The 20926-nt window shown below is 45.1% G+C and carries 19 protein-coding genes; 7 read left to right on the plus strand and 12 right to left on the minus strand.

Features of this window, described 5'->3' with window-relative positions; translation table 11 throughout:
• Nucleotides 1–12 precede the first annotated feature (12 nt).
• The gene (gene thrA, locus LT679_RS16945; RefSeq protein WP_232178857.1) at nt 13–2463 is read right to left on the minus strand and encodes a bifunctional aspartate kinase/homoserine dehydrogenase I; all 2451 of its coding nucleotides are present in this window, start codon (nt 2461–2463) and stop codon (nt 13–15) included.
• A gap of 235 nt (nt 2464–2698) precedes the next feature.
• Nucleotides 2699–3496, minus strand: a complete 798-nt coding sequence (locus LT679_RS16950; protein WP_232178858.1) for a carbon-nitrogen hydrolase family protein — start codon at nt 3494–3496, stop codon at nt 2699–2701.
• A gap of 111 nt (nt 3497–3607) precedes the next feature.
• Between LT679_RS16950 and rsgA the strand changes: the two genes are divergently transcribed.
• On the plus strand, nt 3608–4528 hold the full coding sequence (gene rsgA, locus LT679_RS16955) for a ribosome small subunit-dependent GTPase A (protein WP_232178859.1): 921 nt from the start codon (nt 3608–3610) through the stop codon (nt 4526–4528).
• A gap of 347 nt (nt 4529–4875) precedes the next feature.
• Nucleotides 4876–7851: a TonB-dependent receptor gene (locus LT679_RS16960; RefSeq protein ID WP_232178860.1), complete on the plus strand. Its 2976-nt coding sequence runs from the start codon at nt 4876–4878 to the stop codon at nt 7849–7851.
• A gap of 45 nt (nt 7852–7896) precedes the next feature.
• On the opposite strand, the gene LT679_RS16965 is transcribed toward LT679_RS16960, so the two are convergent.
• A complete protein-coding gene (locus tag LT679_RS16965; protein ID WP_232178861.1) occupies nt 7897–8268 on the minus strand; it encodes a response regulator in 372 nt (123 codons plus the stop codon).
• A gap of 160 nt (nt 8269–8428) precedes the next feature.
• On the opposite strand from LT679_RS16965, the gene LT679_RS16970 reads away from it, so the two are divergent.
• The 4 genes from LT679_RS16970 to LT679_RS16985 all read left to right on the plus strand — a co-directional run bounded on the left by LT679_RS16970 (nt 8429) and on the right by LT679_RS16985 (nt 12240).
• Complete coding sequence (locus tag LT679_RS16970) at nt 8429–9040, plus strand: ribonuclease HII (RefSeq protein ID WP_232178862.1); 612 nt, start codon at nt 8429–8431, stop codon at nt 9038–9040.
• A gap of 113 nt (nt 9041–9153) precedes the next feature.
• A complete protein-coding gene (locus tag LT679_RS16975; protein WP_232178863.1) occupies nt 9154–10356 on the plus strand; it encodes a glycosyltransferase family 4 protein in 1203 nt (400 codons plus the stop codon).
• Between the two features lie 42 nt (nt 10357–10398).
• A complete protein-coding gene (gene gcvT, locus LT679_RS16980; protein ID WP_232178864.1) occupies nt 10399–11478 on the plus strand; it encodes a glycine cleavage system aminomethyltransferase GcvT in 1080 nt (359 codons plus the stop codon).
• A 12-nt stretch (nt 11479–11490) separates the two neighbouring features.
• Nucleotides 11491–12240: a 2-phosphosulfolactate phosphatase gene (locus LT679_RS16985; RefSeq protein WP_232178865.1), complete on the plus strand. Its 750-nt coding sequence runs from the start codon at nt 11491–11493 to the stop codon at nt 12238–12240.
• Here LT679_RS16985 and LT679_RS16990 read toward each other — a convergent pair whose 3' ends face one another.
• Genes LT679_RS16990 through dtd form a run of 3 tightly spaced genes read right to left on the minus strand, consistent with a single transcriptional unit; the run spans nt 12241 to nt 13914 of the window.
• Nucleotides 12241–13098, minus strand: coding sequence for a DUF4349 domain-containing protein (locus LT679_RS16990; RefSeq protein ID WP_232178866.1), 858 nt, complete (start codon nt 13096–13098; stop codon nt 12241–12243).
• 6 nt (nt 13099–13104) lie between these two features.
• The gene (locus LT679_RS16995; protein WP_232178867.1) at nt 13105–13431 is read right to left on the minus strand and encodes a nucleotide pyrophosphohydrolase; all 327 of its coding nucleotides are present in this window, start codon (nt 13429–13431) and stop codon (nt 13105–13107) included.
• Between the two features lie 30 nt (nt 13432–13461).
• Nucleotides 13462–13914: a D-aminoacyl-tRNA deacylase gene (gene dtd / locus LT679_RS17000; protein WP_232178868.1), complete on the minus strand. Its 453-nt coding sequence runs from the start codon at nt 13912–13914 to the stop codon at nt 13462–13464.
• Nucleotides 13915–14100: 186 nt separating this feature from the next.
• On the opposite strand from dtd, the gene LT679_RS17005 reads away from it, so the two are divergent.
• Nucleotides 14101–14367 (plus strand): hypothetical protein, encoded by a 267-nt coding sequence (locus LT679_RS17005; RefSeq protein ID WP_232178869.1) that lies wholly within the window; start codon nt 14101–14103, stop codon nt 14365–14367.
• 8 nt (nt 14368–14375) lie between these two features.
• On the opposite strand, the gene LT679_RS17010 is transcribed toward LT679_RS17005, so the two are convergent.
• The 6 genes from LT679_RS17010 to porX all read right to left on the minus strand — a co-directional run bounded on the left by LT679_RS17010 (nt 14376) and on the right by porX (nt 20866).
• Complete coding sequence (locus LT679_RS17010) at nt 14376–15479, minus strand: aspartyl protease family protein (RefSeq protein ID WP_232178870.1); 1104 nt, start codon at nt 15477–15479, stop codon at nt 14376–14378.
• Between the two features lie 203 nt (nt 15480–15682).
• Nucleotides 15683–16726, minus strand: a complete 1044-nt coding sequence (locus tag LT679_RS17015) for a YihY/virulence factor BrkB family protein (RefSeq protein ID WP_232178871.1) — start codon at nt 16724–16726, stop codon at nt 15683–15685.
• 114 nt (nt 16727–16840) lie between these two features.
• Complete coding sequence (locus LT679_RS17020) at nt 16841–17521, minus strand: M15 family metallopeptidase (RefSeq protein ID WP_232178872.1); 681 nt, start codon at nt 17519–17521, stop codon at nt 16841–16843.
• Between the two features lie 5 nt (nt 17522–17526).
• Complete coding sequence (locus tag LT679_RS17025; protein WP_232178873.1) at nt 17527–18753, minus strand: alanine dehydrogenase; 1227 nt, start codon at nt 18751–18753, stop codon at nt 17527–17529.
• 56 nt (nt 18754–18809) lie between these two features.
• Complete coding sequence (tsaE, locus tag LT679_RS17030) at nt 18810–19226, minus strand: tRNA (adenosine(37)-N6)-threonylcarbamoyltransferase complex ATPase subunit type 1 TsaE (RefSeq protein ID WP_232178874.1); 417 nt, start codon at nt 19224–19226, stop codon at nt 18810–18812.
• An 83-nt stretch (nt 19227–19309) separates the two neighbouring features.
• Nucleotides 19310–20866: a T9SS response regulator signal transducer PorX gene (gene porX / locus LT679_RS17035; RefSeq protein WP_232178875.1), complete on the minus strand. Its 1557-nt coding sequence runs from the start codon at nt 20864–20866 to the stop codon at nt 19310–19312.
• Nucleotides 20867–20926 lie beyond the last annotated feature (60 nt).

Below are 20926 nucleotides of genomic sequence, written 5' to 3' on the forward strand. Positions count from 1 at the left end.
GTTAGGGGGCTCTTAATTCGCACCCACGTTTACTAAATCAGCAAATACACCCGCGGCGGTTACCTCGGCACCGGCGCCCGGGCCTTTTACTACCAGCGGGCGCTCCTTATACCTGTCGGTAGTGAATGATATGATGTTATCACTACCCGACAGCATGTAGAACGGGTGATTTTCATCAACCATTTGCAGGGTGATGGATGCCTTGCCATCCTCCAGTTTGCCGATGTAACGCAATACCTTGCCACCGCTTTCGGCCTGTTGTTTCAGGTTGGTGAAATAAGCATCCTCGGCTTTTAGGGCGGCGTAAAAATCATCAACGGTAGCGGCATCAAGACAGGCTGTCGGCAGTATGCTCTCTATTTGCACGTCGGCGGCTTCTAAGGTATGCCCTGCATCACGTGCCAGTATCAGTATCTTGCGCATAAAGTCGGTGCCGCGCAGGTCGTCGCGTGGGTCGGGTTCGGTGTAACCTTTCTCCTGCGCCAGTTTAACCACATCGTGAAAATTGGCATCGCCTTTAAACTGGTTAAAGATGAATGATATGGTGCCGGACAGGATAGCCTCGATACGTTGCACGCGGTCGCCGCTATTCATCAGATCTCTAAGCGTACGGATGATCGGCAGACCTGCGCCCACGTTGGTTTCATAGAAAAAGTCGACGCCATGTGTGCGGGCAGCATCCTTAAATGCTTTGTAGCGGCTGTATGAGCCCGAGTTGCCTATCTTATTACAGGTTACTACCGATATTGCCGAATTCAACACTTCCTCGTAAAACTCAACCGGAACCGGGCTTGCCGTGTTATCAATAAACACGCAGTTAGGCAGGTTCATGCTCTTCATGGTATCGATAAACAAACGCAGATCGGCCTTGTCATTGCTTTCGTCAAGTGATGCCTGCCAGTTATTCAGCTCAATGCCGTCAGCATCAAATGTCATTTTACGGGTGTTGCTTATGCCGACAACCTTAACCTGTATGCCATTTTCGTTACGCAGAAAATCAGCATGTGCATTGAGCTGACTGAACAATGTTTTGCCGATGTTGCCGGTACCCAGGCAAAAGGCGTGTAAGGTTTTATAGAGGTCCACAAAAAAGGCATCGTGTACGGCATTCAGCGCTTTGGCCAGGTCATGTTCGCTGATGATCACCGAAATGTTATACTCGGATGAGCCCTGCGCTATTGCCCTTACATTTACACCGTTACGGCCAAGCGCATGGAACAACTTGCCCGATACGCCCGGTGTTTGTTTCATGTTTTCGCCAACCACAGCTAAAATGGCCAGGTTTTCTTCTACCGTGATAGGTTCCAGTTTGTTAGCCAGTATCTCCAGCTCAAACTCCTGCTCAATAATCGCCTTGGCGCGTTTGGCATCACCGGGTTGTATGGCAAAGGTGATGCTATGCTCTGATGATGACTGGGTGATCAGGATCACGTTGATCTGCTCGCGGGCCAGCAGCGAGAACAAGCGCCCGCTAAAGCCCGATTTGCCCACCATGCCGCTACCCATCAGGTTGAGTATGCTGATGTTATTGATGGATGATATACCCTTTATAGGCTGATTAGATGCCTTACTTTGGTGCTGAATAACCGTACCGGCAAACTCAGGCTCAAACGTATTTTTTATAACGATAGGGATTTTTTTCAGGAAGGCCGGGATCATGGTTGGCGGGTAGATTACCTTGGCGCCGAAGTAGGATAGTTCCATAGCCTCGGTATAGGTTAATTCGCTTAGCGGGAAGGCTTTTTTCACCATGCGCGGGTCGGCGGTCATCATGCCGTTCACGTCGGTCCATATCTGTATCTCCTGCGCGTTCAATGCCGCGCCGAAGATAGCCGCGGTATAATCACTGCCGCCACGGCCAAGCGTGGTGATTTGCCCCGCCTCGTTACTGGCTATAAAACCGGTAATAAACAGCACTTTATCGGTATTGGAAGCATACAGATCGCGAATCAATAGCTCACTCAATGCAGTATCAACCCTGGCATTACCAAAGGCGCTGTCGGTTTTTAATACTTCGGATGCATCCACAAAAAAGGCATTACCAAAATGTTGCGCCGCAATTTTGCTAATCATTAAAGTAGAGCAGCGCTCACCGAAACTAACAATCAAGTCGCGTGTTTTTGCGGTAAGCTCGCGCAGGGTCAGTACGCCCTGTAATAACTCCTCCAACTGATTAAAGTGAATTTTCAGGCGTGTGAAAGCCGGGTTTTGGTTTTGAATATCCAGCAGACTTTTTACCACATCAAAGTGGCGGCGTTCCAGCTCGGCAAGCTGCGCGGTAAACTCATTGCCTTTGGCGGCCTGCTCGGCCATATTGATCAGCAGGTTGGTAACACCGCTCATGGCCGATAGCACCACTACCGGGCGCTCGCCCTCCTCAACTTCGTTTTTTACAATTTGCAGCAGGGTTGTTATGCTGCTTACTGAGCCTACGGAGGTGCCCCCGAATTTTAAGACTTTCATGTTGGTATAGCTATTAAAAAAAACCGCCTTCCTCTTTGTCGGAGGAAGGCGGTCAGTTGGTTTGTTTTATCTTATTTTACACCATACGATTACTTTCCTCCGAGGTTTATACCGGTGGTAATAATGGTAATAATAATGGTGTTGCTGTTAAACATATAATTACTTATCGTACTAAGGTCATGGCAAATAAAGTAGTTAATTTTTAAAATAGCAAGCACAACAGCTTTTTTATTTTTTAAAATCCATCAACATAAAGTGCTGGCTTAAATCTTTTTGCAAGATAGCCGGTAGCCAGCGCCGGGTCAATATCAACCACCAACACACCCTGAACGCCATAAGGCTGATGCGCCAAACAAGTACCATCAGGCGCTATTACGGACGATGCCGAATCGGGATAACGTGTAGCGTTGTTCACGCTGGCAAAGTAAATGGTGTTCTCCAGGGCGCGCATCATCATAGCCTTTTCGTAGTAAGCATTGCTCATGCTACCCCATTCAGTTGGGGTGGTACCTTCTGTTTCGCTGCCACCAAAATGTGGGTGAAAAACAACGTGCGCCCCCTTGCGAGCCGCCCAGCGTACTGACTCCGGGTATCGGAAACCCTCGTGGCAAATTGTGATGCCGAATTTTAATCCGTTTACTTCAAACAGCCTGCGTTCCGTGCCGGGAATCCATATATCGTCTTCGGAAGGGTCGAGCTGGTTTTTGGTTTGATAGCCCAGCACCTCGCCCTGTGCCGATATGACGTAAGCTACATTATACATGCCTTCTGATCGATACAAGTCCATCGGTATAATAATGGCGATGTTGTTTTTGGCAGCTACCTCACAAACTTTTTTCAACGCGGCTTCCATCTTTTCGGGCGAGCCTTGCTCGGGCTCAAAACCCGGCATCGGGTAACCCGGGATATATGTTTCGGGGAAACATATAATAACAGCATGTTGCGCGGCTGCGTGTTCAGTAAGTTGTTCGAGATTTATCAGGGCTTGATCAATACTGCCCGGAAAGGGCGGCGAAGCTAAGGCGATCTTCATGTTTTGCTTTACTTTTAAAGCTATTAAAAATAGCCAATTTAGCCATCCCTCACAAAGCCTTATTAATTTTTATTTCGGTCGGATGCAAATGCCTAACTTTACACCCTTACAATGCAGGGATTAATTACAAAATCAACCGGGAGCTGGTACCAGGCGCAAACGCCCGATGGGCAACGTTATGATTGCCGTATAAAGGGTAAGTTCCGTATAAAGGGTATTACCACTACCAACCCTATTGCCGTGGGCGATATTGTTGATTTTGAGCTTGAACCTGAGCAAGGCACCGCGGTGATCACCAACCTGCATCCGCGTAAAAATTATATCATTCGCAAATCCATCAACCTGTCAAAACAAGCGCAGATTATTGCCGCTAATCTGGATCAGGCCCTGCTGGTGGTAACCCTGGCTTCGCCGCGAACCTCGCTGGGCTTTATCGACCGTTTTTTGGTTACTGCCGAAGCTTATGATATTCCGGCAAAGCTGATATTCAATAAGCTCGACCTTTTTAGCGACGAGGGTTTGGAAATACTGCAGGCCTATAAAGCCGTTTACGAAAATATAGGTTATCCCTGTTACGAGGTTTCGGCGCTTGAGGGTACCAACATTGATGGTGTACAGGCTTTGCTGAAAGATAATATCACGCTCTTCTCCGGCCACTCAGGCGTAGGCAAATCAAGTTTGATCAACCGCCTGTTGCCCAACCTTGACCTGCGTACGCACCAGATATCCGAGTGGAGCGATAAGGGTATGCACACCACCACCTTTGCCGAAATGTTTGAGCTGCCGCAAGGCGGTTTCATCATCGATACGCCCGGTATACGCGAGCTGGGTATCATCGATATCGAGAAACAAGAGCTTAGCCACTTCTTCCCTGAAATGCGGGAGCGTATGCATAATTGCCGCTTTAATAATTGCCGCCATATTAATGAGCCCGGCTGCGCCGTGCTTGATGCTTTAGAGGATGGCGAGATAGAACCATCGCGCTACGATAGTTACCTGAGTATTTATAATGGTAATGATACGCGTAGCTAAAGCGCTACCCTAATGACCGTTAAAGCATGCGGCGCTTTCCATTTTTTTGTACAGTGTATTTATGAATTTGCATTGCCGTTGTAATAGGTAACAACATTGTTAAAATCATCGCAATTTTAATTTTTGGTTTAGTTGCAGTTGTTTAAAGTTAATTAAACGGACGCTTATGCGGCTGTTTAGTTAAAACAATGGCAAATAGCCTGTTTTTTGTTGAGGTAATGGTGTTTATAGCTTGTGTAACAATAATGTATGATAACACTTTTTAACACTTTTTAGCTAAACATTTGTATTGTGAAATTCAGGTTAATTAAATTCTAATAAGTACAAAAACAATACACACCCCCAAAATGATGAAACGATATTTACTGATCCTGGCTTTGATGTTTGCGGCAACGCTAACCACTTATGCACAAACAGGCCGGTCGGTTAGCGGTACGGTAATAGATTCTACAAAACTCTCGGTACCCGGCGCAAGTGTTAAACTTACCTCGGCCGAGGGTGACAGCTCCGTTATTGCTGCTGATATGAACGGCAAATTCACCTTTCCATCAGTAAAAGGTACTAAAATTAATGTTACGGTTACTTCTATTGGTTACCAGGTACTGCTAAAGCACTACTCGCTTGAGGCAGGTACTGAGCCGGTGTCTTTAGGTAACATTGTAATTCAGGTGCAAAACAACCAGCTTAACCAGGTAAATATTGTAGGCGCGCCGAATCCGGTAACTCTTAAAGAAGATACGGTTGAGTATAAAATAAGCACCTATAAAGTGCGTGATAACGCCCCGGTTGAAGATGCCATACGCAAAATGCCCGGCGTTGACGTAGACAAGGACGGTAATGTTACCGCCCAGGGTAAATCAGTTACCAGGGTGCGTGTTAACGGCAAAGACTTTTTTGCCGGCGACTTGAAAACAGCTACCCAAAACCTCCCTGCCGATATTGTGGAGAGTGTGCAGATAATTGACGATTATGGCGATCAGGCTAACCTTACCGGCGTTAAAACCGGCGAGCCTAACAAGATATTGAACATTAACATCCGTAAGGATAAGAACTATGGCTACTCGTTACAGGCAACTGCAGGTGAAGGTACCGATGCACTACCAAGCAATGAGGCAAATAATGCTAACCGTTACCTGGGTAATGTAAACTACTTTAAATTCAAAGGCGATCAGCAGATAGCGGTGTTAGGTAATTTAAATAACACCAACCTGAATACCTTTAGTTTTAGCGGCGCTACCGGCGGCGGCTTTGGCGGTAACTTTAACGGTGGGGGCAGAGGCGGCGGTGGTGGCCGTGGCAACGCGCTTCGTGGTGGCGGTGGTAGTACTACTACCAATGCAAATGGTATTACGGATGCCAAGTCGCTGGGTTTAAACTTCAGGGATCAATGGGGTAAAAATGTATCGGTTTATGGTAGCTATAGCTTTAACGATAATAGTACCTACACCACCACCAACTCTTTGCAAATAAACCGGTTTCAAAACCCGAGCACCAGCAGCTCTAGCAGTCAGGAAACTAATAACCCTTTAAACCACCGTTTCAACTTTAATGTGGAGTGGAAACCTGATACCATAAACTACTTTAAAATAACACCATCGTTCTCTTACTCCCGTACTAATACGGTAGGTTCTGAAAATGTAATTTATACCCTTGCCGATAGTAGCCGCGCAAGTGCAAACCAGGCTTATTCAGTTAACTCGTTAACCAATACTACATCGCCAAACTATGGTATCAATGCTTTATATAACCATAAGTTTGGTAAACGCGGCCGCAACTTTAGTTTGAATTTAAGCTGGAACACGGCCAAGAACGATCAGTTTGATAACCCGATATATAACTACACCGCGGGTACACCAACTACACCTCTAAACCAGCGCATTAATACTAACAGCCGTACTACCACGTGGGGTGCCAACTTTGCTTACATGGAGCCCTTGAGCAAAGTATCGTTCCTGGAGCTTAACTACGCTTACAATCACTCTAACACCAGCAGTGATAAATTGACAGATACTTTAAGCTACACCGGTACTACGCCGCCAACCGAATATAGCGATGGCGACTTTAACCGTTACGCGCTGTTAAGCAATAGCTACGATTATACCTTTACTACTAATAGGGTAGGGCTAAACTACCGTTTGGTTGAAAGTAAATATAACCTGACAGCTGGTTTTGGTGTGCAGCCGGCCTCGTTAAAAGGCAACTCTGTAAATGCGCCGCAAACCGTTAAAAACACCTTTAACTTTATACCTACCGCACGTTTTGTATATAACTTTTCGCGCAGTAAATCAATCAACTTTAATTACAACGGACAAGCCAATCAGCCATCGTTCAACCAGTTACAGCCGGTGCTCGACCTGTCAAATGCTTTGTACCCGGTATTAGGTAATCCTGACTTGAAACCGTCGTTTACCAACACGCTCGAAGCCCGTTACAACAACTTTAGCTTTGAAACAGGCAACGTATTCTTCACCCGTTTTGCTTATACTACTACTATGGATCAGGTGGTATCGCAAACCACCACTTACGGTCGCTTCAGCGAGGCTACGCTGGCGGCAGATCCATCATTAAAAAATCTGCAGAATACTAACTTAACTACTTACCGAAATGCCGATGGTTATTACCAGTTAAGCGGTTTCAGTGTATTTTCAAAACCGTTTGCCGAGCGTAAATACACCTTGTTCCTGAATGGTAATGTAACCTACAGCAACAATATAGGTTACTCAAACAGTGTGGATAGCTTGAACCGCGCATCTGAATTTGAAAAAAACATTTCGAAAAACCTGGTTTTAACTCCTGGCGTACGCTTCAGGGTTAACATTGATGATGTAATGGATGCTGAGGTGAACAGCAGTTACGCCATAAACCGCACGGTTAGCGCTATTGGTAACAACCCATTGCTAAACACAAACGCCCGTACTTTAAACCTGGGTGTAAACGGTAAAAACTATTTTTGGAAAGACTGGACGCTGAGCTATGATTTTACGCGCTCTATCAATTATGGTTACAACGTAGCGGTTACCAACCCCAATATATTGAATGTTTACGTAGAGCGCCGCTTCCTGAAGGATAATGTAGCAACCATCCGCCTCTCAGGGCTTGACCTTTTGAACCAGAACAGAGGCTTTACTTCAACAGATAACGGTACCATAACCACACAAAGCAACGTAAACAGGCTGAGCCGTTATGTGTTGCTTACCTTCTCGTTAAGGTTGCGCAAATTTGCAGGTGGCGCGCCATCACAAGGCGGGCAGCGCGATTATAGAAGAGGCGAGGGTGGAGGTCCCGGTGCAGGTGGTCCGCCGCCGGGTGGCGGTCCGATGTAACGGTCGGATAAATAGTAGTGGAAAAAATAACGTGGCGTGCAGGTATTATTTGTGCGCCACGTTTGCTATGGTAGATACCAGATCGTCCAGATCAAACGGTTTTGCCAGGTAGGTTTCGGCACCGGCGGCACCGGCAAGCGACTCGATATCGCTGTTGGCGGAAAAATAAACTACCGGAATATCTTTCAGGTCCTCGTTTTCTTTAAGGGTACGGGTGGCTTTAATACCACCGGTGTCGGGTATCCAGTTATCCATCAATATAACATCCGGCATAATAACTGAAACGCGGTTAACAATATCATTGCAATCCTCAAACGTATGCACGTTCCATCCGTGTTCTTCTAAAATATACGAACAGATTGAAAGTATATCGTTATCGTCATCGAAAATTATAATCGTTTTCGCCGGGTCGCTCATTTGGGGATACGCGCAGTTTTAATTTTTGCACAAGTATAATATTACTATGCCAATAAATGTTTTAACAACAATAAAATAAAGTTGTAAGGGTGTTGGCTTTATTAAAACAGTGTTGTTAAAAAACGGGCAATTAAGCCGATATTTGAATAAAATTGATTGTATGTTATTAGCGCGGTATCAGTATGATTTAGTTGAGGCGGGGTGTGATGAGGCGGGCCGTGGTTGTTTAGCGGGGCCGGTTTTCGCGGCGGCGGTAATTTTACCACCCGATTTTGAACATCCGCTGCTTAACGATTCCAAGCAGCTTTCGGAAGATGCCCGTTATATACTGCGCGACGAAATACAGCAAACCGCTTTAGCCTGGGCAGTAGCATCGTGCTGTAACAAGGAGATTGACAGCATCAATATACTGAATGCCTCATTTTTAGCCATGCACCGGGCAATTGAGCAGTTAAGCGTTACACCCGGTTTTTTGATTATTGACGGTAATCGCTTTAATAAATATGGCACCACACCGCACTTTTGTATAGTGGAGGGCGATGCTAAGTATTACAGCATTGCGGCCGCGTCAGTATTAGCTAAAACTTACCGGGATGATTATATGAAACTTATTGCCGCCGAACATCCTGAATACGATTGGCACAGCAACAAAGGTTATCCTACCATAAAACACCGTAATATGGTTTTGCAAAACGGGCACACGCCTTATCACCGGTTAAGCTTTAAGGTGACCGAGCCACAACTCAAACTAAAGTTTGAAGATACCTTGTAATGCCGCCCTTTTTTGTATTTTTTATGTAGATTGAGTGTCATACTATGAGCAAGTTACTTGCCTGTTTGGTTCAATAACAATATTTTTATCCCTGTAAACCTTCTTCTTCTGTTTTGAATATATTGATACTGACTCACCGGGCTTTGTTTCCGCAAAACGGCGGTTACCCTATTGTGGTATATAATACCATAAGGGGATTGCTTGCGCAAGGCCATCAGGTAACGTTAATATCGTTAGACGAGAAACAGGTAACCGACAGGCATTACAAATCAGACGATATACTGGATAGTATAACTTATCGCCATTGCAGCGTAAACACGGATATCAGCATTTTTAAAGGATTCACAAGCTTGTTTACCGCTGCTGTGCCTTTTATTGATAAATATTTTGATGAGCGTGCCGAGAAGATACTTATCAATGAATTGCGCAGCAACACTTACGATGTTGTACAATTTGAGGGCTTGTTTGTTACACCATACCTCAACGCGGTAAAAAAACATTCAAAAGCTAAAATAATTTACCGCGCGCATAACATTGAGCATCAGGTATGGCACCGCATAGCTCAGCGCAAGGCGGATCCGTTTAAACGGATATACCTGATGTTGCTGGCCAAGCGGATAAAGGACTATGAGATCAGTCAGCTAAGCCGGTTTGACGGCATCATCGCGTTTACCGATCAGGATAAGAATTGCATTATTGAGTACGGCGCTAAAGCCCCGGTAGAGATATTGCCGATCAGCATTGAGCTGAATAAATACCATCCCTCCACGGACAAAACAGAATTTCCAAGCCTTTTCTTTTTAGGTTCGTTGGGTTGGATGCCCAATCTGGAAGGGATCGAGTGGTTTATTGATAATTTTCATGCCGACCTTACTGAGGGTGATCTGCGTGTACGCTTCTACCTGGCCGGTAATGATATTCCTGAGACGTTCGACGATTACGAAGTGCCGGGAAAAATATACATTCAGGGCGAAGTTGATGATGCCCTGGAGTTTGTAAACAGCAAAGCCATCATGATTGTTCCGCTGCTTTCAGGTGGTGGTATGAGGGTGAAGATAGTGGAAGGTATGGCGATGCAGAAGTGTATCATCTCTACCTCACTGGGTGCCGAGGGGATTGAATATACTCATGGCCAAAATATCATTATCGCTAATACGCGTGCCGAGTTTTTTAACGCTATTAAGCGCTGTATTGCCGATGAGCACTACTGCCGCCGCATTGGCCAAAACGCCCGCAAACTGGTTGAGGAAAGACATAATGTTACGGCCGTTACCAACCGCCTTACCGGCTATTACAGCCAACTGATCAAGCCATAAAAATCAGCGTATTTTTACTACTTTTGCGGCATATTAACTGAAATGAAAAATACCGCATTAACCGATATACATATTAAGGCGGGCGCTAAAATGGTGCCTTTTGCCGGTTACAACATGCCTGTGCAATATGCCGGCATTAACGCCGAACACGAAACTGTGCGTAAAGCCGTTGGTGTGTTTGATGTAAGCCACATGGGCGAATTCATCCTGAAAGGCGAAAAGGCGCTCGACCTGATACAGCGTGTAACCAGCAACGATGCCTCAAAATTGTATGACGGAAAGGTGCAATACTCATGCCTGCCTAACGAGGATGGCGGTATTGTTGACGATCTGCTGGTTTACCGTATTGACGAGAAAACCTATATGCTGGTAGTTAATGCCTCGAACATTGAAAAGGACTGGAACTGGATATCTAAATTCAATACAGAAGGTGTTGATATGAAAGATATATCAGACCGTACATCACTGCTGGCTGTGCAGGGCCCCAAAGCTGCCGAAGCCCTGCAAAGCCTGACCGATATCGACCTGGCCTCAATGGAATACTACACCTTTAAAAAAGGAACTTTTGCCGGTATTGAAAATGTGCTGGTATCAGCAACGGGGTATACCGGCGCAGGTGGTTTTGAAATTTACTTTGACAACGCGAATGCTGAGGCCATTTGGGATGCTATTTTTAAAGCAGGCGAACCATTTGGTATTAAGCCGATAGGTTTGGGCGCGCGTGATACCCTGCGCCTGGAAATGGGCTTTTGCCTGTATGGTAACGATATAGATGATACCACCTCGCCGCTTGAAGCCGGCTTGGGTTGGGTAACTAAATTCAGCAAGGAGTTTACCAACTCGGCAAAACTTGCCGAGCAAAAACAAGCCGGCATCAACAAAAAGCTGGTTGGCTTTGAAATGATCGAGCGCGGCATTCCCCGCCACGATTATGAAATTGTTGACGCAGAAGGTAATAATATAGGCCGGGTAACATCAGGCACGCAATCGCCATCGCTGCAAAAAGCTATTGGTCTGGGTTATGTGGCTAATGCCTTTGCTAAAGAGGGTACCGAGATTTACATCAAAATTCGTGATAACAAAGTAAAGGCAAAGGTTGCCAAACCGCCGTTTTACAAATAAAACCATCCAAAATTGGTTGATCAAACGAACAGCTTAACGCAAAGCCAGCCGGGATTGGCAGTGTGCCTTACCCCGGCCCTGCTGCCGCTTTACAAAGTGGAAGACTATGTTGTTGTGGTGATCGATATTTTTCGCGCCACAACATCTATTTGCTACGGTATTGAAAACGGTGCGGAGGCCATCATCCCCGTATCACAGGTGGAAGAATGCGCAGCTTACCGCGAAAAAGGTTTAAGCTATTTGCTTGCCGCCGAGCGCGACGGGCAGGTGGTTGCGGGTTTCGATTTTGGTAATTCGCCATTCTCCTACACCGCCGATAAGGTTGCCGGGAAAACGGTAGTGCTTACCACCACCAACGGCACGCATGCGCTGCATTTGTCGCGCAGTGCTAAACAAATTGTTTTAGGTTCATTTTTAAACCTGACCGCGTTATGCAACTGGCTGAAAGATCAGCATGAAAACATTTTGCTGGTATGCTCGGGCTGGAAAAACAATTTTAACCTGGAGGACACCCTGTTTGCCGGTGCGATAGTTGAACAGCTTAAAGGTTCGGTACACCGCACGGATGACCCGGCCATTGCCGCTAATGACCTATACCAGTTAGCCAAGAATGATCTTGCCGGTTACCTCAGCAAAACATCGCACAGCGAACGTTTAAAACAATTGGGTATTGAAAAAGACATTGCTTTTTGCCTTAATGTTGACCTTACCACTGCCATACCTGTATTACTGGGCGAAAAGCTGGTTAAGCTAAGCGTTTAACTATTGTTGTTGTGTACGTTTGGCTTTACGGCGTTTTATCAACCGCCGTATAATGTAAATAATAATCGCAGCTAACAACCATACCGGCCACAAGGTTATAATGCCGAAGAAAAGGTTTACTGCGATACCCCAGCTATCCCCTATTGACTTTTGCCAACGGTAACCAAAACCCTGCCCATTATCTTTTGCTGACTGCTGCGTGTAAAAGGTGATGCTGAGCGAACTATAATCTATCTGCTTGCTCAGGTAATTCAGTTGGCCCTGGTTGCTTTCAATATCCGTGCGTACATCGTTCAACTTACTCTCTATTTCCAGCACATCGGCCATTTTGCCGGCTTTGGCAAGCAGTTCGAGGTAGCGTTTCTCTAAGGCCTTTTTGTTGTTGAGGCGGGTGGTTACATCAATATATTCGGCAGTAACATCTCGGGTGCGTATGTTCTTTGATTCTATCCTGTCGCCCGCGGCGGTAATTTCTTTTAAAAAGCCCTCAAACTTAGCGGCTGGGATGCGCACATCCAACGTATATTCAATACGTTTTTCGTAACTGTTGTTGGCCTGTCGTTCTTCACTTACATAACCGCCAACAACTTTCAAGGCATCCGTTACCCGTTTGCGCGCCTTGGCAATATCGTTGGTTTCAAAGCTGATGTCCCCTTCTTTAATGATCTTTTTTTGTACGGACGGCGCCGGCGCCGGCATAGTCTTTAATGACTCATTAGCTACCGGCGGCTCAGTTAAAACAACATCGCTAACCGTCAAATTTTCAGCCTTATCGGCAAAACCGTATGAAACACCTTTTTTATCCTGACACCCGGCAATAACTAATGCCGCAACGGCAGCAAGCGCAAACTTTTTCATATACTGTTATTTCAATTTCTCATTATTCTTATGCCTTTCGGCATCGCGGATATTTTTTTTGTCCAGGTTTTTTAACAGCGCGTCGGTAAGGTCGATTCCTGTTTGGTTAGCCAAACAAATCAGTACAAACAGCACATCGGCCATTTCATCAGCCAGGTTAACTTCCGTATCCGATTTCTTGAACGATTGCTCACCGTATTGCCGGGCCATTATGCGGGCCACCTCGCCGACTTCTTCCATTAAAATGGCGGTATTGGTTAACTCGTTAAAATACCGCACGCCTGTAGTTTTTATCCAGCTATCAACAAGATGCTGCGCTTCCTTGATTTCCATAAATGAATTTAAAATTTTTTAAAGGAATGCTTATTCCTTCACTTTTGTATCGATGGTGATGGTAACAGGACCGTCATTCACCAGGCTGATCTTCATATCGGCACCAAAAATGCCGGTAGCAACGGGTTTGCCGGTCAGTTTACCGAGTTCCGTTATCATTTGCTCATAAAGTGGAATAGCCTTATCCGGGCGTGCCGCCCTGATAAATGAAGGGCGATTGCCCTTTTTGGTTTGAGCGAACAGCGTGAATTGGGATATAAGTAAGATGCTGCCATCAACATCGGCAAGCGCTTTGTTCATCATGCCATTCTCATCACCGAATACACGCATATTGGCAATTTTTTGGGCAAGCCATTGCAGGTCTTCAATGGTATCGGCATCCTCTACGCCTAATAGTACTAAAAAGCCGGTTTGGATCTGTCCGGTTACTTCGCCGTTAACCCGGCAGGCGGCCTCGCTTACTCTTTGTAATACTGCTCTCATTCTACAATATTACAATGTTTACGCACATGGGTTGTAAATAAACAAATTTAACCAATGGTAAAATTATCGATTTAGCTTCAAACAGCAGGTGTTAGTTTAAATTTATAACAACTGTTCATAAACTAATTGTGAATAACCGGCAACAATTCCGTTTTAAAATCCGTTAATAGGTTAAATATCAATCCTATGGCAAAATTAAGAGCATCCTTACACTCGCGTGTTCACAAATGGATCGACAAGGTCGGTTTCAGTCTCAACTCCCAAACCAGTAAAGATAATGTGACTACCAAGCATTATTTCTTTGAAACATTTAACCTAATAGAAAAAGAAAAGCAGGATGATCCCGCAAAATCAAAGTACCTGTGTTTTGATGTTTATGGCGAAAAAATACCGGTACGTTCGCTGCTCGATCTGCAGTCTGCCTTTTTTGATAATTTGAGCCGGCTTAAATAGCAGCCACCTCAAATTCGTCTCCTTAAGGTGAGCACAACCATTTCGGCTTTACCGCTATGGTATATTTCAAGCAAAACGGTGCGTTCATGCTTCGATTTAAAAACATTGTCGATCTCCTCCAGGCTCATCCTGTAAACAGGTTTAAAATTAACTGATATAATCTCATCCCCCCGTTCAAGTCCGATATCAAAACCGGATGAGCCTGGCTCTACTCTGCTGATAATTACATGCTGCAATCCCGGCCCTGACGCGTAGTATTCAATGCCTGTCATGTCATGCTCAAACGGTTCCCTGAATTTAGCTGCCTTTTTGAGATAGATCGCATTGCCGCTATAATCAAAGGTGATCTTAAAGCGCTTTAATATTTCCATGCCAACGTTGCCATCCCGCGGTATGGAAGGCTTGATGTTGGTATTGTTACCATCCGGAAAAGAGGTAAGCGGATTAAGTATTTTGTAACCGCCCAAATCAAGCTGTTTAGCCCGGCTGATGAAACCGGTGATTGGCCCGTTAAGCCCAACGCCGAGATTGGCGGCAATGAATTTATCAGGCATTCCTTTTTTCTGTATCAGGTAATCTAAGGATAGCGCATGGCCTGCACCCAGATCAACGAGTAGTTTATTTAGGGATGATGATCCGTCGGGCAAAGTTACTTTGGAGAAGATGTAAGGTTTCTTTTCCTCGACTACCATCGGTATTTTATCGCCTTTCTTTCTAATACGGTGAATGTCTTTCGGGCGATAAACATTTAAAACGATATCTGCCAGGTTGATCTGTACGATCAGGTTGTTGAAAAATTCGTAGCCGATTATGCCGTGGATAGGCATGCCCACAAAGCCGGACAGGTTGAGGTTGTCTGTTTTTAAAATCGCTGCCGAAATGCCGTAGCTCTGTGTGCCCGCAATCTTTACATCAAGGGGGCCTGTGATGTACGCTTGTGCATCATCGCCGTCGCCAAGCCCCGGAATTTTTACCAGCCGTTTATAGTCAATATTGAGTGAGTCTACCAGGTTGGGTTGCGTAATCAGCATCAAGCCGACCCCTGAGTCGAGTATAAAGTTATAAGGGCCTTTGCTGTTTATACTAACAGGAATTATGATTGAGTTACGCACAAAGCGAAACGGAATCGAGATTTTTTTACGGGATGCATCAAAATCGAAATGCTGGGCATAGGCAACATGCAGCAGCCCGCACCAAAAAGTAATGATACATAGTGCGACGACAAAGAAGCGCCGTTTAAGTAAAGCCGTAATCAATGTGTTTATAACCGGTACTTAAATTTACACAATGTACCGGCCATTAAACAAATTAATTATCAGGATTTAGTTTCATCTTTGCATTCAGGATTATCCTTGTCGTCGGTATCACACTTAAGTACACCTTCCAGTTCCGGGTTTTGCAACGGTAATTCGCTGGTTTTACTTTCGTATTCAGTTTGCCTGATTACTACCGCGTAAGGTGCCGGTTCAATACGGCTGCCCCTTGCTTCGGCATACACCTGCGTAAATTCGGCGCCGATATACAGTATCGCCGCGGTATAATAAATCCAAACCAGTATCACGATGATGGAGCCCGCGGTTCCGTAAGCTGATCCCTGCGCGGTGTATTGTATGTACAGGCTGATGATGTACTGGCCAATGATGAAAAGTATGGCGGTAAATATGGCGCCTGCGCGCACATCTTTCCACTTAATTTTAACATCGGGCAGTACCTTGAATATAATGCCAAAAAGCACCGAAATAACCAGCAGTGTAACGCCAAAGTTAATGGCGAATATGAGCGTAGTACCTACCACAGCCGAGATATCATTACCTAACACCTTTGGTAGCCAGGCTTCGATTTTATCGCTAATGGCGCTGATGACGATACTCACTACAAGGGAAGCCAGTAACAAGAAGCCCAGGCTGACAATAAGTGAAAAGGATAAAAACCTGTTTTTCAGCAAGCGTACCCAACCCTTTTTAGGCTTGGCCTTCACACGCCATATCAGGTTAAGCGAATCCTGTATCTCCAGAAAAATACTACTTGCACCGAGCAATAATGTAGCAATACCGATTACCAGGCCTATGCCACTTTTGCCTGCTATATCCTGCGTTTTTATAGTAGCTTTTATTTGTTCAGTAGCCTGCGCGCCTACATATTGCTGCAATTGCTCATATAGCTCGTTACGGTTTTCCGCATCCTTTAAAAATATGCCTGTTAATGCCAATACAAGGATAAGCAACGGAGCTAAAGAAAATATGGTGTAGTAAGCAAGCGAGGCGCTTAGTTTTAAGCCATTATCATTACCAAAACTACTGAAAGTGGCCATGAGTACTTTCCATAACTGCTTAAAGTATTCTTTGCTAAACATTTTCATAGGCAGGCAAAATGTGTATTGTTAAACTCTTAAGCTAACAGCACCGTAAATGTTAATGTTTTGGTAAATCGTAATTAGAGGCCGCTAATAGCCTGAAATTATGTTATAATGCTGTTACAATTGCTCAAAAGGGATATCGAGCAATTCAAATTTTTCCCAGCCGGTATAATCAAAATGCCACCACTCGCTGCTGTATACTTTAAAGCCGTGGCGCTCCATTACATCGCGAAGCAATTTGCGATTGTTAAGCTTGTTAAATGGCAAATGGCTGTAGTTTGCCGAGGCCTGAGGTGTAAAGCTGTCGTAGCCGGTAGGCATGTCCAGCTCACGCCCGGTTTTAAGATTGATAAGAGTAACATCGACCGCGCAGCCGCGGTTATGCCGCGAGCCTTTGCGCGGATTGGCTACATAAGTAGTATCAGTAGCTATTTCGTAAAACTTAACAGTAACGGCATACGGGCGGTAGGCGTCATAAACCTTTAAGCCGAGCCCTTTTTTATTGAGTTTCGCCTGTATGGCTTTTAAGGCATCGGCCACAGGCTGCCTGGCATATGCTTCGGCTTTTTTGTATACTTTTTGTTTGGTGAAATTGTTAGTAGTTGCATAACGGATATCGAGCACTAATCCAGGTACCAATTCCTTAAGTTTTACCAGCCGCTTTTGCGGATGCAAGGCGATTTGCTTTTTGTAAGCATTATAGCTGGTTATCTTTCTACTGTCGATATATTTATAAACCTGCGCGCAGGCATTTGTAACCAATAAACAAGCAAAGCTGATTGTTAAAAGCAGCCGCATAAGTATCAGATGTTGGATACGATAAGCAAGTCCAGATCCTTACAAGGGATATTGAAACGGTCGCCCAAATGCTTGTTGGTAAGGTGCCCCTGGTAAATATATACTGCGTTGCGCACGCCTGTTTTTTGCCAGATCACGTTTTTGATACCGCCCTGATCGCCAATATCAACCAGAATTGGGGCAAATATATTGGTGAGCGCGTAAGTAGCGGTGCGCGCTACACGTGAGGCTATATTGGGTACACAATAATGCGTTACATCGTACTTTCGGAAAACCGGGTTGGTATGGTTGGTTACCTCGGATGTCTCAAAGCAGCCGCCTTGGTCAATACTTACATCAATAATAACCGAATCACGTTTCATGCGGCTAACCGTTTCCTCGCTTATAATACACGGACTACGGCCGGCCTGCGCGCGTAACGCACCGATGGCTACATCGCAGGTAGTAATGGCTTTTTCGAGCACAATAGGCTGCACCACCGAGGTAAATACCCGGCTGCCTATGTTATTCTGCAAACGGCGCAGTTTGTATATCGATGGATCAAAAACCTTTACCTCGGCGCCTAATGATATGGCTGTACGCGCTGCATATTCACCTACGGTACCTGCGCCTAAAATTACAATTTCGGTAGGGGGAACGCCTGTAATACCGCCAAGCATTAAGCCTTTGCCTTCAAAAACGTTGCTCAGGTATTCGGCGGCTATAAGTATGGATGTAGCGCCTACTATCTCGCTCATTGCACGCACTACGGTCAGGGTGCCGCCTTCGTCGAGCAGGTGCTCAAAGCAAAGCGCGGTTATTTTTTTATTGAGCAGCGCCTGCAGTACTTCGGCCTTCATGGTAGCAGGCTGCAGGGTTGATATCAGCAATTGCCCCGGCTTCATCAATTCAATTTCGGCCAGGGTAGGCGGGGCTATCTTAATGATGATATCGGCCTCGTAAACACTTTTGGTATCGTAAACTATGCGGCCGCCCTGTTCGCTGTAATCCTTGTCTAAAAAATTGGCGGCCTTGCCGGCATTGCTTTCCAGCATTACATCGTGGCCGTTATTTACCAGTAACGCTACCGAAAGCGGCGTAAGTGGTATGCGGTTCTCCTGAAATGAAACTTCTTTAGGTATACCTATGTAGAGCTTGTTCTTGCGGGTTTTAACTTCCAGCATTGATTCCTGTGTTTGCATCAATGCCTGCCGTGCCACATCGCTAAAACCGCTGTATTTACCTGAACTCATTTGGCTGTCAATAAATTTACGGATGTTGAAGATACAGATTTAATCAATAACCGGACCTAAATATTTTCAACCTCAAGCTGGCGGTGGTTATCATTTAAAGCGGTTATGGCTATGCGGGTGTAGTGCTCAGGCAACAGGTCAGGGATCTTTTCAGGCCATTCAATAAAACAGTAATTGCCCGAATAAAAGTACTCCTCATAGCCCATATCCAGTGCCTCGCTTTGTTTCTTCAAGCGGTAGAAATCAAAATGGTATGCCTTACCTGCCGGAATGACGTATTCGTTTACTATAGAGAATGTTGGGCTGGTAACTGCTTCTGTTACGCCAAGCGCCGCTGCCAGTTCCTTTATTAGTGTAGTTTTTCCAGCGCCCATATCGCCATAAAAAACAAAGATCTTATTCTCGCCGGCATAGGTAATTATTTGTCGGGCAGCATCGGGTAATCCGCTTAGCGATGTAACGTTTAGTTGCACTTATTCAGTTTTTGATCAACAAGGTTCGCCATAAGCAGCGAATAACGATTATGACGAACCTTGTGTATTTAAGTCAAAAATAATTATTTAGGCCCGTAAGTAGCTATCGGGATAATCATTTCTTCTAATGAAATTCCCCCATGCTGGAAAGTTTCGTTATAAAAATTTACAAAATGGTTGTAGTTGTTCGGGTAAACAAAATAACCATCATTTTTAGCGAATACAAAGCTTGAGCTTACATGCAGCTTAGGCAGCATGGCATCGTGCGGGTTGCGTATATGCAGCACATCCTTTGCGTTAAAATTCAGGTTTCGCCCTTGTTTGTAGCGCAGGTTGGTGTTGGTATTGCGGTCGCCTATGATTTTGCTCGGATTTTTTACCTTGATGGTGCCATGGTCAGTTGTGATAATCACCCTAACCTGTTTTTGTGCCAGGTATTTTAACAATTCAAACAGCGGCGAATGCTCAAACCATGATAGCGTTAACGATCGATAAGCGGCGTCATCGCTGGCCAGTTCACGTATCATCTGCATATCGGTACGGGCGTGCGAGAGCATATCCACAAAGTTGTACACTACTACGTTCAAATCATTATTCATCAGGTTGTTAACCGACTCATTTAACGATCTGCCCTCGTCGAGGTTCAGTATTTTATGGTATGAGAATTTGCATTCCTTACGCAGGTTGCGTTTTATGTTATCGCCTAAAAAATCTTCCTCAAACAGATTTTTGCCACCCTCGTCCTCGTCGTTCTGCCATTTGTCAGGAAAACGGCGCTCCATTTCCAGCGGCATCAGGCCCGAGAATATGGCGTTGCGGGCATATTGTGTAGCGGTAGGTAATATACTGAAGTAAATATCCTCTTCCTCTAACCTGAAATATTCAGATATCAACGGGTTGATGATGCGAAACTGATCGTAGCGCAGGTTATCAATCAAAATAAAAAATAATGGTTTGCCGTCGTTGTCCAGCCTGGGGAACACTTTTTTCTTGAACAACTGCGGTGAGCTGATCGGGCCGCTTTCGGGGTTTTTTACCCAGTTGAGGTAGTTTTTTTCAATGTATTTACAAAACTGGGCGTTGGCTTCGGCTTTTTGTAAAGTCAAAATCTCGTGCATACCGGCATCTTCAAGCTGCTCCAACTCAAGCTCCCAGTATATGAGTTTTTTATATACGTCAATCCATTCCTGGTAGTCCAGATTATCGTTCAGCGTCATGCCCAGTGTACGGAAGTCCTGCTGATAGGCCATGGTGGTTTTTTCGGTCACCAGGCGTTTGTTCTCGGTAAGCTTCTTTATGGTAAGCAATATTTGCTTGGGATGTACCGGTTTAATCAGGTAGTCATCAATTTTTGAGCCGATAGCATCCTCCATCAAATACTCTTCTTCGCTTTTGGTGATCAGCACAATTGGCACGTCATTGTTCAGGTTCTTGATCTGCGAAAGTGTTTCCAGTCCGGTAAGTCCGGGCATGTTCTCATCCAAAAAAACCAGGTCAAAGTAACCGTTCTTAAAAGCCTCAACGGCATCGTTACCGCTGGTTACGGTGGTTACTTTATAGCCCTTCTCATTCAAAAAAAGTATATGAGGTTTTAACAGGTCGATTTCGTCATCGGCCCATAATATGGTGGTATCCTGCATCGTAATATTATTTAGTTGGGTTATAACCTCATTTTCGGGGTTTTGTTGTTTGTAAATAGG

Source organism: Mucilaginibacter roseus (assembly GCF_021215455.1).
Taxonomy (GTDB): Bacteria; Bacteroidota; Bacteroidia; order Sphingobacteriales; family Sphingobacteriaceae; genus Mucilaginibacter; species Mucilaginibacter roseus.

Coding starts and splice junctions, on each gene's coding strand:
- thrA (WP_232178857.1), bottom strand. CDS start 2,463: ATGAAAGTCTTAAAATTCGGGGGCACCTCCGTAGGCTCAGTAAGCAGC.
- LT679_RS16950 (WP_232178858.1), bottom strand. CDS start 3,496: ATGAAGATCGCCTTAGCTTCGCCGCCCTTTCCGGGCAGTATTGATCAA.
- rsgA (WP_232178859.1), top strand. CDS start 3,608: ATGCAGGGATTAATTACAAAATCAACCGGGAGCTGGTACCAGGCGCAA.
- LT679_RS16960 (WP_232178860.1), top strand. CDS start 4,876: ATGATGAAACGATATTTACTGATCCTGGCTTTGATGTTTGCGGCAACG.
- LT679_RS16965 (WP_232178861.1), bottom strand. CDS start 8,268: ATGAGCGACCCGGCGAAAACGATTATAATTTTCGATGACGATAACGAT.
- LT679_RS16970 (WP_232178862.1), top strand. CDS start 8,429: ATGTTATTAGCGCGGTATCAGTATGATTTAGTTGAGGCGGGGTGTGAT.
- gcvT (WP_232178864.1), top strand. CDS start 10,399: ATGAAAAATACCGCATTAACCGATATACATATTAAGGCGGGCGCTAAA.
- LT679_RS16990 (WP_232178866.1), bottom strand. CDS start 13,098: ATGAAAAAGTTTGCGCTTGCTGCCGTTGCGGCATTAGTTATTGCCGGG.
- LT679_RS16995 (WP_232178867.1), bottom strand. CDS start 13,431: ATGGAAATCAAGGAAGCGCAGCATCTTGTTGATAGCTGGATAAAAACT.
- dtd (WP_232178868.1), bottom strand. CDS start 13,914: ATGAGAGCAGTATTACAAAGAGTAAGCGAGGCCGCCTGCCGGGTTAAC.
- LT679_RS17005 (WP_232178869.1), top strand. CDS start 14,101: ATGGCAAAATTAAGAGCATCCTTACACTCGCGTGTTCACAAATGGATC.
- LT679_RS17015 (WP_232178871.1), bottom strand. CDS start 16,726: ATGAAAATGTTTAGCAAAGAATACTTTAAGCAGTTATGGAAAGTACTC.
- LT679_RS17020 (WP_232178872.1), bottom strand. CDS start 17,521: ATGCGGCTGCTTTTAACAATCAGCTTTGCTTGTTTATTGGTTACAAAT.
- LT679_RS17025 (WP_232178873.1), bottom strand. CDS start 18,753: ATGAGTTCAGGTAAATACAGCGGTTTTAGCGATGTGGCACGGCAGGCA.
- porX (WP_232178875.1), bottom strand. CDS start 20,866: ATGCAGGATACCACCATATTATGGGCCGATGACGAAATCGACCTGTTA.